At 30.3% G+C, this 12,939-nt stretch carries 13 protein-coding genes, 1 tRNA gene and 2 rRNA genes; 15 read left to right on the top strand and 1 reads right to left on the bottom strand.

The genetic code is table 11. The features are described from left to right. From KPL38_RS10015 to disA, 8 genes are all read left to right on the top strand, one after another. Positions 1–103: ribosomal RNA gene (locus tag KPL38_RS10015) — 23S ribosomal RNA — on the top strand; the annotation flags it as partial. Between the two features lie 143 nt (positions 104–246). Further along, positions 247–363 (top strand): 5S ribosomal RNA (gene rrf / locus KPL38_RS10010). Between the two features lie 5 nt (positions 364–368). Further along, positions 369–443 (top strand) — tRNA-Asn (locus tag KPL38_RS10005). 237 nt (positions 444–680) lie between these two features. Further along, positions 681–917 (top strand): hypothetical protein, encoded by a 237-nt coding sequence (locus tag KPL38_RS10000; RefSeq protein ID WP_216288996.1) that lies wholly within the window; start codon positions 681–683, stop codon positions 915–917. 150 nt (positions 918–1,067) lie between these two features. Further along, entirely contained in the window at positions 1,068–2,303 is a 1,236-nt protein-coding gene (locus tag KPL38_RS09995; protein WP_216288995.1) for an aminopeptidase P family protein, read from the top strand. A 290-nt stretch (positions 2,304–2,593) separates the two neighbouring features. Continuing rightward, positions 2,594–2,818 (top strand): hypothetical protein, encoded by a 225-nt coding sequence (locus KPL38_RS09990; RefSeq protein WP_216288994.1) that lies wholly within the window; start codon positions 2,594–2,596, stop codon positions 2,816–2,818. Positions 2,819–2,998: 180 nt separating this feature from the next. Next, positions 2,999–5,440: an ATP-dependent Clp protease ATP-binding subunit gene (locus KPL38_RS09985; protein WP_216288993.1), complete on the top strand. Its 2,442-nt coding sequence runs from the start codon at positions 2,999–3,001 to the stop codon at positions 5,438–5,440. A 324-nt stretch (positions 5,441–5,764) separates the two neighbouring features. Then, positions 5,765–6,823 carry a DNA integrity scanning diadenylate cyclase DisA gene (disA, locus tag KPL38_RS09980; RefSeq protein WP_216288992.1) on the top strand — a complete coding sequence of 353 codons (1,059 nt, stop codon included), beginning with the start codon at positions 5,765–5,767 and terminating at the stop codon, positions 6,821–6,823. 42 nt (positions 6,824–6,865) lie between these two features. Here disA and KPL38_RS09975 read toward each other — a convergent pair whose 3' ends face one another. Further along, complete coding sequence (locus KPL38_RS09975) at positions 6,866–7,270, bottom strand: nucleoside triphosphate pyrophosphohydrolase family protein (RefSeq protein ID WP_216288991.1); 405 nt, start codon at positions 7,268–7,270, stop codon at positions 6,866–6,868. Between the two features lie 146 nt (positions 7,271–7,416). Here KPL38_RS09975 and KPL38_RS09970 point away from each other — a divergent pair, with 146 nt between their 5' ends. From KPL38_RS09970 to KPL38_RS09940, 7 genes are all read left to right on the top strand, one after another. Further along, a complete protein-coding gene (locus tag KPL38_RS09970) occupies positions 7,417–7,890 on the top strand; it encodes a CarD family transcriptional regulator (RefSeq protein ID WP_216288990.1) in 474 nt (157 codons plus the stop codon). A 115-nt stretch (positions 7,891–8,005) separates the two neighbouring features. Beyond that, entirely contained in the window at positions 8,006–9,112 is a 1,107-nt protein-coding gene (locus KPL38_RS09965; protein ID WP_216288989.1) for a PIN/TRAM domain-containing protein, read from the top strand. 24 nt (positions 9,113–9,136) lie between these two features. Next, positions 9,137–9,829 carry a 2-C-methyl-D-erythritol 4-phosphate cytidylyltransferase gene (ispD, locus tag KPL38_RS09960; RefSeq protein ID WP_216288988.1) on the top strand — a complete coding sequence of 231 codons (693 nt, stop codon included), beginning with the start codon at positions 9,137–9,139 and terminating at the stop codon, positions 9,827–9,829. A gap of 268 nt (positions 9,830–10,097) precedes the next feature. Then, complete coding sequence (locus KPL38_RS09955; protein WP_216288987.1) at positions 10,098–10,520, top strand: Mini-ribonuclease 3; 423 nt, start codon at positions 10,098–10,100, stop codon at positions 10,518–10,520. 2 nt (positions 10,521–10,522) lie between these two features. Continuing rightward, a complete protein-coding gene (thyX, locus tag KPL38_RS09950) occupies positions 10,523–11,326 on the top strand; it encodes an FAD-dependent thymidylate synthase (RefSeq protein WP_246577899.1) in 804 nt (267 codons plus the stop codon). A 296-nt stretch (positions 11,327–11,622) separates the two neighbouring features. After that, a complete protein-coding gene (gene rlmB, locus KPL38_RS09945; RefSeq protein WP_246577902.1) occupies positions 11,623–12,360 on the top strand; it encodes a 23S rRNA (guanosine(2251)-2'-O)-methyltransferase RlmB in 738 nt (245 codons plus the stop codon). An 8-nt stretch (positions 12,361–12,368) separates the two neighbouring features. Beyond that, positions 12,369–12,878 (top strand): NYN domain-containing protein, encoded by a 510-nt coding sequence (locus tag KPL38_RS09940; RefSeq protein ID WP_216288985.1) that lies wholly within the window; start codon positions 12,369–12,371, stop codon positions 12,876–12,878. Positions 12,879–12,939: the final 61 nt, after the last annotated feature.

Below are 12,939 nucleotides of genomic sequence, written 5' to 3'. Positions count from 1 at the left end.
GTGTAAGTAAGACTCCTGGAAGACCACCAGGTTGATAGGTTAGAGGTGTAAGCATGGTAACATGTTCAGCTGACTAATACTAATAAGTCGAGGGCTTGACCAAGATAGATTAAAGTAACAAAAAATATTAATACTGCGATATACCTTCATTTGTAAGGACTACTTCTTTTGTAAAAAAGAAGCAAAGCTTCTGACGAAGGAAGAAGATTAACACTGTGCAATTTTGAGAGAATATTTATATTCTCATCTAGTGATTATGGCATGAAGGTAACACCCGTTCCCATACCGAACACGAAGGTTAAGCTTCAATGCGCCGATGGTACTGCAAGGGTAACCCTGTGGGAGAGTAGGTCATCGCTAGGTAATGTTCCGCGATAGCTCAACGGTGGAGCGCTCGGCTGTTAACCGATAGGTTGAAGGTTCAAATCCTTTTCGCGGAGCCATTTTTTAAAAAAAACAAAATAATATAAGTATATAAAAGCTATTTGATAGCTTTTTTTTTATGAAATATTTTTAAATGGATAAGAAAAGTATTAATAATTTATATTATTGATGCTTTTTTTATATATAGAGAGATAATAAAAGAAATAGTATGAATAAAAACATATTATAATATTTACGTATATTTTACCCGAAATTACGAAACCTAATGCTACATATAGTAAATAAGGGGGAATTAAATGTCTGAATATAAGTTAGACATTCCTGGAGATATTAACTTAAGTGATTATAGTAGCATTCATGATTATATGGGTATAATTGAAAAAAATGATAAATTCACAATTACTTCAAAAATGAATGATCCTGAGGAAATGAAATTATTATGTGAGATGCTGGAAAATAATTATTTTAAAGTTGTAACACAGGGTGATCAAAAAAATGGAGAATATTACATTACATCCCAAAGAAAAAGGTAAAGATGGCATTTTAGAACGTAAATCATATGATTAATTAACCAATTATAAAAAAATATTGAATTTTTTTAACCCGAGTGATATGTTATAAAGAGAATTGATATTAAAAATATTAAGGCTATGTTTTATAGTTAATTTTGTGGAGGGATTAAAATGAAAAAGGTATTTACTAATAACAGAAAAAAGCTGTGGAGTAAATTAGATGAAGATTCTATAACTTTAATATTTGCAGGTGAGGCACCATATAAATCAGCAGATGAAACGTATATATTTACTCCTAATAGAAATTTTTACTATCTAACAGGTATCGATAGCCAGAAAATGATTTTAATGTTAGTTAAGACAAATAGCAAAGTTGAAGAAACTTTGTTTATACAGAAAAATGATCCATTTATGGCTAGGTGGACTGGAGAAAAGATGTCTGTGGAAGAGGTAAGACAAATTTCGGGTATAGAAAACATCAAATTTGTAGATGAACTTGAGGAAACTTTTGGTTCTATTTTGGATAGATCAAAAATAGATGATTTATGTTTAGATCTTGAAAGACAAGAATTTAATATATCGATGGCTACATCACAAAGGTTTGCTAAGGCTGTAATGGAAAGATATCCTTATTTAAGAATAAAAAATATATTCCATGAAATGTCTAATCTTAGACTTATAAAATCAGAAGAAGAAATTGCGTTAATTAGAGAAGCTATAGACATAACTGATAATGGTATAAAAGCACTAATGAAAAATTCAAAAGTAGGTATGAGGGAGTATGAACTAGAAGCCTATTTCGATTTTGTATTAAAAAGTGCAGGTGTAACAGATTATGCGTTCCCAACTATTGCAGCTTGTGGTAAGAATGCAACTACACTTCATTATGATAAAAATAAAGGTGACCTTCAGGATGATAAATTGATTTTATTTGATTTAGGGGCTCAATATAAATACTATAATGCAGATATAAGTCGCACGTTCCCAGTTAATGGAAAGTTTACAGAGAGACAAAAGCAAGTTTATAATGTGGTATTAAAGGCTCAAGAAGCAGTAATAAAAATTGCAAAACCTGGTATAATGTTCTCAGTTTTGAATGAAACTGCTAAAAAAGTACTTGCAGATGGATGTATAGAGTTAGGTCTTATAAAAGAAGTTAATGAATTACCTAAATATTATTTTCATGGAGTAAGTCATTATTTAGGCTTAGATACCCATGATGTAGGGAATCGTAACATAAAACTAAAAGCTGGAATAGTACTTACAAATGAGCCAGGTCTTTATATTGAAGAAGAGAACATTGGAATTAGAATAGAGGATGATTTATTAATTACGGAATATGGGTGTGAAAATCTTTCAAAACAAATTATTAAATCAGTAGAAGAAATTGAAAAATTTATGGCATAGTATATTTTGAAAATTTTTCTTATGATTAAGTAGCAATTGTTAGTTCTGCAATATCAATTTAATTAAGTACATAATGCTAAAATTAGAGGATTATCCATGTAAAAGATTAGAGTAACATGAATATATTCTTTAATACAAATAAATTATATCTTATTAAAATTATGTTTGGCTATGGTAGCAAGGTAAACTTTATATATTCGAAGTCAAAATACTAGTAATTTAAAAAAGTGGTTATAAAGATATTACTTATTAAAGATTTTAAAAATAAAATTACAACAAGGAGAAACAAAATGATTAAAAACAAGAATAACATCATAGAATTATTAAATAAGATTAAAGGATTCTCTTATTTTAAAGATAATTCTGAGATAGATGTAGTGTTAAAGGAAAGTGAAAATATTAATATTAGATGTTATGATGATAAATGCATTAGTATTAATTTCTTTAACTATGAAAAAGGAATCTCTATGCTCTACAAGGATAGAAAATACATAAATATGATGATTTCTCAGTAGATAACAGTTTTAAAACATGTAAATTTTATAAAGGCATACTTAAAATATTTTAAATTAAAATATTTTAAGTATGCCTTTTATTAAATAATCAGATAATAATATTCTGCAATGCAATAATTAGGATAAAAGTGGGTACAATTAAAGGTATAAATAAATCCGTTGCAAGTGAGGTGTTTTAAAATGATGTTTAATAAATTTACAGAGAGAGCACAAAAGGTTTTGATATATGCTCAAGAAGAGGCTCAACAATTAAAACATGGTTATGTAGGTACAGAACATATATTGTTAGGAATACTAAAGGAACAAGATGGAGTATGTAAAAAATCTTTAAATGATATGAAAATTTCATCTGTTGGGGTAAAAAAGTTAGTGATAGAGTATGAGGGAGAGGGAGACGTAGAGATGCGTAGAAATGAAATCCCGTTGACTCCACGAACAAAACGACTATTGGAACTAAGTCTATTAGAAGCTAGAAATCTGAATCATAATTACATTAGTCCAGAACATATTTTGCTTGCATTAATTAGAGAAGCAGAAGGTGTTGCATATACGATTTTAGTTAATTTGGGAGTAGATTTTAATAAATTGAAAAATGATATATTAAATAACTGGTGTTCCGAAGATACACCAAAGGGAGGCTTATCAAAAGAAAAACAAAAAAGTGGTACGCCAACCTTAGATCATTTTGGAAAAGATTTAACTGAAATGGCAAAAGAGGGAAAACTAGATCCAGTTATAGGAAGAGACAATGAAACTCAGAGGCTCCTAGAAATTTTGTGTAGAAGAATGAAAAATAATCCATGCCTAATAGGAGAACCGGGTGTAGGTAAGACAGCTATAGCAGAGGGCCTTGCGCAGAGAATATCCTCTGGTAGTATACCTGAAATCCTAAAAGACAAAAGAGTTATTACTTTAGATATATCATCTATGGTTGCAGGTTCAAAATATAGAGGCGAGTTTGAAGAAAGACTCAAAAAAGTTATGAAGGAGATAGTTGTTGCAGGAAATGTTATTATATTTATAGATGAAATTCATACTATCATTGGGGCGGGAGGAGCTGAAGGGGCCATCGATGCATCTAACATATTAAAACCAGCCCTTGCTCGAGGAGAACTTCAATGCATAGGTGCTACCACTATAGATGAATACAGAAAGCATATAGAGAAAGACTCAGCACTTGAGAGAAGGTTTCAACCTATAATTGTAGGGGAGCCGAGTAAACAGGAAGCAGTTGCTATTTTAAGAGGTTTAAGGGATAAGTATGAAGCACATCACGGAGTTAAGTTTACTGATGATGCTTTAGAAGCCGCAGTTACCCTATCACATAGGTATATTTCTGACAGATTTTTGCCAGATAAAGCAATTGATCTTATAGATGAGGCTGGTGCGAAAGTAAGAATTCAAAACTTAACAGCTCCATCAGATTTAAAAAGTTTGGAAAATGAGATAGACAAAATTTCTAAAGAAAAATCTGATGCTATATCAGTACAGAATTTTGAAAAAGCAGCAAAAATAAGAGATACTGAAAAAGAATTAAAAGATAGGTTATATAATTCTAAAAATAATTGGAAAACTCAAAATAATGCAGATAAATTAATCGTTACAGAACTTGAAATTGCAAATGTTGTTTCAAGGTGGATTAATATACCTATAGAAAAGTTGACTGAGAAAGAATCGGAGCGTTTATTGAAATTAGAGGAAGTGCTCCACACGAGAGTGATAGGACAAACTGAGGCAGTTAAGTCTATTTCTAAAGCTATAAGGCGTGCGAGAGTTGGTCTCAAGGATCCTAAAAGACCTATAGGGTCATTTATATTTTTAGGCCCCACAGGTGTAGGAAAAACTGAATTGTCTAAGGCTTTGGCTGAGGCAATGTTTGGTGATGAAAACAACATGATAAGAATAGATATGTCAGAATATATGGATAAACATACTGTGTCAAGACTTATGGGTTCACCACCTGGATATGTAGGATTTGATGAAGGTGGTCAATTAACGGAAAAAGTGAGAAGAAATCCGTATTCTGTTATATTATTTGATGAAATTGAAAAAGCTCATCCAGATGTAGTTAATATTTTGTTACAAATATTGGAGGATGGAAGATTAACAGATGGAAAAGGCAAAACAATAGATTTTAAAAATACAGTAATAATAATGACATCTAATGTAGGAGCGTCTACTTTAAAAAAACAAAAGGCTTTAGGTTTTAATATAAAGGGGAAAGATATAAACTCTGAATATGAAAAGATGAAGGAAAATATATTGGAAGAATTAAAACTTTCTTTCAGACCAGAATTTTTGAATAGAATTGATGATATTATAGTTTTTCACTCATTAGAACAAGATGATTTATATAAAATAGTAGAAATAATGCTTAAAGTTGTGAAGGAGCGTCTTAAAGAACTTGGAATTAATATTAGTTTTGATGAGACAGTTAAAAAGTACTTATCTAATGCAGGACTTGATACTGCTTATGGAGCTAGGCCACTAAGACGGGAAATTACGAAGACTGTTGAGGATAAACTTTCTGAAGAAATACTTAAGGGGAGTATTATTAAAGGAGACAGTGTAAATGCTCTTATGGAAAACAGCAAATTGATTTTTAAAATATTGAATGATTAATGTTGTTTATGTATTATAAGAAGTATATAATCAAAAGTAAATAACAAGTTAAAAAGCCACTCTTGAGTGGCTTTTTAACTTGTAGGAAGTATAAAATGTTTATTAACATGTATTAATATCATTTGTTAAATTATTATTTAAATAAGAGTGAGTTATTAAAAATATATTGTTAGATTTACATTTTTAATACACTATTTTTTAGTATAAAAATAATCATCAGATTTAAAAGTAAATAAAAATATTGAAATTATAGCAACATCATCATTAAAAGATAGTATAAGCAAAATGTTCTAATGACATTATTAATTGGGTAGGGAGAAGAAGATGAGAGTAGAGAAAAGCAAGGAACTTATGAGCATATTAAAAATAATGGCACCTGGTACTTTACTTAGAGAAGGGCTTGAAAATATATTGAGAGCTAAAACAGGTGGACTTATTGTTTTAGGTGATGGTAAGGAGATATTAGACATTGTAGATGGCGGATTTGGAATAAATTCGGTTTATAGCCCTGCCTATGTATACGAGCTAGCAAAGATGGATGGAGCTATAGTAATGAGTAGTGATTTAAAAAAAATATTATATGCTAATGCTCAACTTATGCCGAGTTCTACAATACCGACTTATGAGACGGGAACAAGACACAGAACTGCACAGAGAATAGCTAAGCAAACAGGGTGTGTTGTTGTTGCAATATCACAAAGAAGGACGATTATAACGGTATATAAAGATGATATAAAGTACGTTTTAAGAGATAGTAGTATTATCCTAGCAAAAGCAAATCAGGCTATACAAACATTAGAAAAATATGTTTCAGTACTTGAACGAGTAGTTAGTAATTTAAATCTCTTAGAGTTTCAAGATATGGCTACCCTCTTTGATGCAATATCTGCAGTGCAAAGGACAGAAATGGTAATGAGAATAGTAGGAGAAATAGAAAGGTACATATGTGAATTAGGTAATGAAGGTAGACTAATTTCAATGCAACTTCATGAGTTAATTAGAAGTGTAGAAGAAGATGGTATACTTTTAATAAGAGATTATTGTCAAGCTGGAATGAGTTATACTGAAATGTATAGCCAAGTGGAAGGCATGAGCTCAGAGGAGTTAATGGATTTAGATTTTATTTCTAAAATTATTGGATATATAGGTGTTCCTTTAGTGGATACTTTTATTTCTCCAAGGGGATATAGGATGCTAAATAAGATACCTAGAATACCTGCAAATGTTATAGAAAACATTGTTAAGCACTTTAGAGAATTAAAGGCTACGATGGAAGCTTCTTATAAGCAACTTGATAGTGTAGAAGGTATTGGTGAAGCAAGAGCTAAGGCGATTAAAAACGGATTGAGAAGGTTGAAAGAACAATTTATGTTAGACAAGTAAATATAGCACAAAATAGGTTTTAACTTATTTTGTGCTACTCTATTATCTCATGGTGTATTTACCAAGTATACTGATTTTGTCATATTCTTTTAAAAGAATATCATACAAATTAAGGTCTAAAACATTACATAAAGAAGTTATATAAAAAAGATTGTTTCCTAGTTCTTTTTCTATGACTTCCCTACAATTATCGCAAAGGCTACCTTCAATGTGAGAAGCATTTGAAGACTTAATGTCATCTAAGTTCGAATCATTTATATTGTTGGAGGTATATTGTTTTTTTGTTTCTAATTTGATACAACCACAATTGGTAATAGATTTTGCAACAGCCCTATTAACTCTGGCTTCAGATTCTTGAAGTTTAGTAATTATATCTAAGATACTTCTATGTCTTAATAGGGATTCATCCACAGAATTTTGAAAATCATCAAATATGCAATCTTTCATTAAATTCAACTCCTTGTTAATATTTAAGTAGCATTGCTAGCTTAGTTATAGGATTTACATTGCGTTTTTGTAAATAAATTAAGTACGCATTTCACCTTATGAATATATAATAAATCAATAGGAGTTTTATTAATAGGGGGAATGTTATGTTAAATATTGGTGAAAAAATATTTATAGCAGAGTATGGTGCTGGATATATAAAGGATATAAATATTAGAAAATATTCTAATGTAAGTTATGAATATGTAAATATATATCTTTTGCTAGATAATATGAACTTTATGATTCCAATAGATAATATTGAAAATCATAAAATAAGAAATATTTTAAATAAAAAAGAATTAGAAAAAACCCTAAATATGATATCAATGGGTTCTAATACAATTGAAAGCAACTGGAATAATAGGTATAGAAGTAACAAGAAGAAGATTCAAAGTGGAAGTACTTTAAAGATGTGTGAAGTGATTAGAGATTTATATTATTTACAGAATCAAGATATGCTGCCACCAGGAGAAGTTAAGATTTTAGAAAGAGTTGAAGGAATGGTTGCTAGTGAAATAATGTTATCATTTGGGCTTAATATGGAACAATCATTATGTAAAATAAGAAATTTAGTTTAACATTCTGTTAATTGTATGCCATATTTTATTGAAATACACAAGGTTATAGTATATATTAGATAATAACAGGATATAAATTCAATTAAGTGTTAATAATTTAAAGGAGGTGAAGTTTTTGCTAAAAAAAATATTAAGAGGACTTTTTACAATCATAGGACTAATTTTAGGGTATTTAATAGGAGGTATGCTTTTAAGCACAAGATATTTAGGCGGACTCAATTATTTAAAAAGTGGTACAATTCAGGGAATAATATTCATTATTTTTTCTGCTTTAATTTTTGGAATTATTTTGTTCTTATTATCACCTTTAATGGTATCGTTTATAACGAAGTTTATGGATTATGTTGAAATAAGTACACAAAAGATGCCTACTTCACAAATTATTTTTGGTACAGGTGGTGCAATAATAGGTCTTGTAATTGCATCTTTATTTGCAGGATTATTTAAATATCAATCTCCTATATGGAATATTATTGCTGTTATATTCACAGTTATAATGGCAGCATTAGGAGCAGATATTTGCGCGAGAAAAAGAGATGAGATATTATCTTTTTTCACAAGTATAAAAAGAAGTAATGGACTCAAAGATAAAAAGGGTAAGGGATTTACTAATGAAAATCCAAAGGTGCTTGATACATCGGTAATAATTGATGGTAGAATATTTGACATTTGTCAAACTGGTTTTGTAGAAGGACCACTAGTTATACCTACTTTTGTTTTACAAGAACTTAGGCATATTGCTGATTCATCCGATGGTCTTAAGAGGAATAGAGGAAGAAGAGGACTTGATATATTAAACAAAATCCAAAAAGAGTTAAATATTGAAGTAGTGATTTGGGAAAAAGATTTCCCAAATATTTCAGAAGTAGATAGTAAACTACTAAAATTAGCTCAAGTTTTAAATGGCAAGGTAATTACAAATGATTTTAATCTTAATAAAGTGGCAGAGTTTCAAGGAGTGCCAGTTTTGAATATTAATGAACTTGCAAATGCTGTAAAACCAGTAGTACTACCTGGAGAAGAAATGAAAATTCAAGTTATGAAAGATGGAAAAGAATCAGGTCAAGGAATAGCTTATTTAGATGATGGTACAATGATTGTTGTTGAAGGTGGAAGACGATATATTGGTGAGAACATAGTTGTTATTGTAACATCAGTACTGCAGACTGCTGCAGGCAGGATGATTTTTGCTAAAAACAAAGATTCATTAGTAAAAAGTTAATCATTTATGTAAGTGAGGTTGTATATGAGTAGAAATTGTGCAATAATTTTGGCAGCTGGTAAAGGAAGACGAATGGTTAGGTCTATTAATAAGCAGTACTTAAATATTAATGAGTATCCTATTTTGTACTATACTATAAAGGCTTTTACAAAGTGCGATTGTATAGATGAGATTATAGTAGTTGCAGCAGAAGGTGAAGTGGATTACTGTAGAGAAGAAATAGTTGAAAAATATAACTTCTTAAAAGTAAAAGATATAATAGTTGGTGGAAAAGAAAGACAAGATTCCGTGCTAAAAGGCTTATTAGCTGTATCAAATTGTGAAATTGTACTTATTCATGACGGGGCTAGACCTTTTGTAAATGAGTCTATAATTAAAGATGCAGTGTTTTATGCCAATTTATATGGAGCAACGGCTTGTGGTGTTAGGCCTAAGGACACAATTAAGATTAAAGACTCTTCAGGATTTTCTTTAAAAACACCTAAAAGAGAAATTCTGTTTTGTGTACAAACACCACAAGCTTTTAGATATAATCTTATCCTAAGTTGTCATAAAAAGATTAATAGTGATGGTATTAAGGTAACAGATGATACAATGGTGGTTGAACAATATGGTAACAAGGTATTTCTTTACGAAGGCAGTTACGATAACATAAAGGTAACAACACCAGAGGACTTAGCAATTGGGAAACAAATACTCGATAAGAATCACTGTTGACAGTAGCACATTTAATGTGTATATTTATTAGTAAATATAAAAAATATTACATATAACTTTAATGTTAGTAATGGTGATGAGAGTAGGTAACGAATACAGGTAAAATATTATATTGAAAGATTTTTAACCTGCTTTAGAGTTGTAGCAAGACTACCGGTAATATCTATCGTTAAAAATGAGCATAAATGTAGATGCTACCGCAATAAAACTCGTCCTAAAACAGGACGGGTTTTATATTTTTTGAAAATAGTTTTAAAGGAGAATAAGCATGGAATTTAACATTTTAAAGGGAAAATTTACAGTAAATCAAGTAAAACAGCTAAATCCACTAGTTCTTGCAATAGTTGGGGATGCAATATATGAGGTGTTTATTAGAGCATATCTTGTAGAACAAAATAGGGATATGAATGTACATAAAATCCATGTTAAAGCAGTAGCATATGTAAAAGCACATGGTCAAAGTGAGTTTATGAAATCACTTATAGATGATCTCGACGAGGAAGAACTTAGAATATTTAAAAGAGCTAGAAATGCTAAAAGTGGAACCACACCTAAAAATGGAGACTTAAATGAATATAAATGGGCAACAGGATTTGAAGCTTTAGTAGGTTTTTTGTATCTAAGTGAAAAGAATGAGAGATTAAATTATATTTTTGATAAAATTATAAGTATCAGTCTGGGGGATGAGTAATTATGCTTAAGGTTAAATTAATAGAACACACACCTAATCCTGAAAAAGTTATAGCAGCAGCAGCTAAACTTTGTTATAGTCAAGTAGGCGTAGATGAAATACTTGAGAATTTGGAAGAACAAAAAACTGAAAAATTTTTAGATATGTTAATGACTTATGGACATCATTCTCCAATAGAACATGTGAGCTTCACTTATGCAATAGAGGGTGTATCTAGAAGTCTTACTCATCAATTAGTAAGGCATAGAGTTGCATCTTATTCACAACAGAGTCAAAGATATGTAAAGTTTAAGCAGTTTGAATACATAATTCCACCAAGTATTGAACAAAATGAAGAAGCAAAAGCAATTTTTATACAATCAATGAATTCGGATCAAGAAGTTTATAATCAACTAGTAGGAATATTGTCTAAAAAAGAGCTAGATAAACTTACAAAAGAATATAGACTAGATAAAAAATTATTAAATTTTGGAGAAATCGGAGAAAAAGAGTACAAAATTTTGAAAAGCAAAGCAGAAAAAAAGTCGCTTGAAGATGCACGATACGTATTCCCAAATGCATGTGCAAGTAAAATAATAGTTACAATGAATGCAAGAGAACTAATTCATTTCTTTAATCAGAGATGTTGCAATAGAGCTCAATGGGAAATAAGACAAATGGCAAAAACAATGTTAATGCAAGCAAGAAGTGTTGCCCCTGTACTTTTTAAACATGCAGGACCAAGCTGTATTAGTGGAGTATGTCCTGAAGGTAGTATGTGTTGTGGAAAAACTTTGGAAATTAGAAAAGAATATGAAATGAAATAGAGATAATAGGAGAGATATTTAAAATGAGTGATAAAAAAAAATATCAAGGAAAAAATGGGAACAATACTAGTAAAGAGGACAAATATGGAGTAGCATCTAGAAAAGATAAATCCAGCAGTCGTAGTACTTATGAGAGTAGGGAGTTTTCAAGTAATAAAGAAGAAAAAAACAAATCCAAAACTAAAAGATATAAAGGAAATGCAGAAAGTATATTAGAAAACAAAAATGATGCTAGGGAGAGAGTTGATACAAATCATAAAAAAAGTAATATAAATGAAGAACTTGAACCTAAAATAATGAGAGAAGACTTAGTAGAGGGGAGAAATGCAGTTATAGAGGCTCTAAAGTCTGATAGAACAGTAGAATATGTTCTTATCGCTAAAGGTGATATGGTGGGATCTATAAGTGTTGTAATAGCGATTGCTAAAGAAAAAGGGATTGTTACAAAAGAAGTAGACAGAAGAAAACTAGATCAGATGTCACAAACATCATCACATCAAGGAGTTATTGCGGTAGTAACACCTTATAAATATTTCGAAATAGATGATATCTTTAAATATGCAAGTGATAGAGGAGAGAAACCTTTTATAATTATTTTAGATGAAATAGAGGATCCACATAATTTTGGATCTATTATAAGAACTGCAGAGGTTTGTGGAGCACATGGTATAATAATACCGAAGAGAAAAAATGTTGGCGCGACTCCAACAGTATATAAAACATCAGCTGGTGCAATAGAACATATGAGAATAGCGAAAGTAACTAATATAAATGTAGCTATAGAAAAAATAAAAGAACGTGGTGTATGGGTGTATGGCGCAGATATGGCAGCACAAGATTATATATTTGATACAGATTTAACCGGTGCAGTAGCACTTGTTATTGGTAGTGAAGGCAGAGGCATATCAAAACTTACAAAAGAAAAATGTGATGTGTTAGTTAAAATACCAATGGTTGGTAAAATAACGTCTTTGAATGCTTCTGTTGCAGGTGGTATAATAATGTACGAAATTATGAAACAAAAAATTAGATGAGGTAGAAAGTGAAAACAATTTTTGTTGATGGGTATAATGTTATAAATAGTTGGCCAAATCTCAAAGTTATTAAAGAATATAGTTACGAATATTCACGTTTGCAACTTATAGAAATTCTTCAAAACTACTCTGGATATAATGGCTGTAAAATGTTTATAATTTTTGATGCACAATTAGTTAAAGGTAGCATTCAAAAAAAAGAAAGGCAAGGAAATTTAATTGTTGTTTTCACAAAAGAAGGTGAAACAGCAGATGATTATATTGAAAGAATGTCTAACAATATAGGGCGAAAAGCTGAGTTCTGTGTTGTTACATCAGATTCTTTAGAGCAACAGGTTGCATTTCAAAGAGGAGCTACTCGAATGTCTTCTATAGAGTTTTATCACGAAGTAATGAGTACTCAAAAAAAAATCAAATCGAGTATTGAAAGAAGATATTTGGAAAAAAGAAATGGGTTAGAAGAAAGAATAGATGAAAAAACATTAGAAAAACTTGAGAAAATGAGAAGGAGCCATTGAATTCCCTTGACTATATAAATTACTCTAAGGTATAATCATCTATATGTCACATGTTTTGTGT

This window comes from Clostridium psychrophilum (genome assembly GCF_018861705.1).
GTDB classification, from domain to species: Bacteria; Bacillota; Clostridia; order Clostridiales; family Clostridiaceae; genus Clostridium_AD; species Clostridium_AD psychrophilum.
The sequence above is the reverse complement of the archived record's forward strand: the minus strand, read 5'-3'. Positions and strand labels throughout refer to the sequence as shown.

What these genes read in the sequence shown, in the direction of transcription:
- KPL38_RS09975 (WP_216288991.1), bottom strand. Translation starts at nt 7,270, where the DNA reads ATGAAAGATTGCATATTTGATGATTTTCAAAATTCTGTGGATGAATCC.
- disA (WP_216288992.1), top strand. Translation starts at nt 5,765, where the DNA reads ATGAGAGTAGAGAAAAGCAAGGAACTTATGAGCATATTAAAAATAATG.
- KPL38_RS09985 (WP_216288993.1), top strand. Translation starts at nt 2,999, where the DNA reads ATGATGTTTAATAAATTTACAGAGAGAGCACAAAAGGTTTTGATATAT.
- thyX (WP_246577899.1), top strand. Translation starts at nt 10,523, where the DNA reads ATGCTTAAGGTTAAATTAATAGAACACACACCTAATCCTGAAAAAGTT.
- KPL38_RS09995 (WP_216288995.1), top strand. Translation starts at nt 1,068, where the DNA reads ATGAAAAAGGTATTTACTAATAACAGAAAAAAGCTGTGGAGTAAATTA.
- KPL38_RS09970 (WP_216288990.1), top strand. Translation starts at nt 7,417, where the DNA reads ATGTTAAATATTGGTGAAAAAATATTTATAGCAGAGTATGGTGCTGGA.
- KPL38_RS09990 (WP_216288994.1), top strand. Translation starts at nt 2,594, where the DNA reads ATGATTAAAAACAAGAATAACATCATAGAATTATTAAATAAGATTAAA.
- KPL38_RS09955 (WP_216288987.1), top strand. Translation starts at nt 10,098, where the DNA reads ATGGAATTTAACATTTTAAAGGGAAAATTTACAGTAAATCAAGTAAAA.
- ispD (WP_216288988.1), top strand. Translation starts at nt 9,137, where the DNA reads ATGAGTAGAAATTGTGCAATAATTTTGGCAGCTGGTAAAGGAAGACGA.
- KPL38_RS10000 (WP_216288996.1), top strand. Translation starts at nt 681, where the DNA reads ATGTCTGAATATAAGTTAGACATTCCTGGAGATATTAACTTAAGTGAT.
- rlmB (WP_246577902.1), top strand. Translation starts at nt 11,623, where the DNA reads ATGAGAGAAGACTTAGTAGAGGGGAGAAATGCAGTTATAGAGGCTCTA.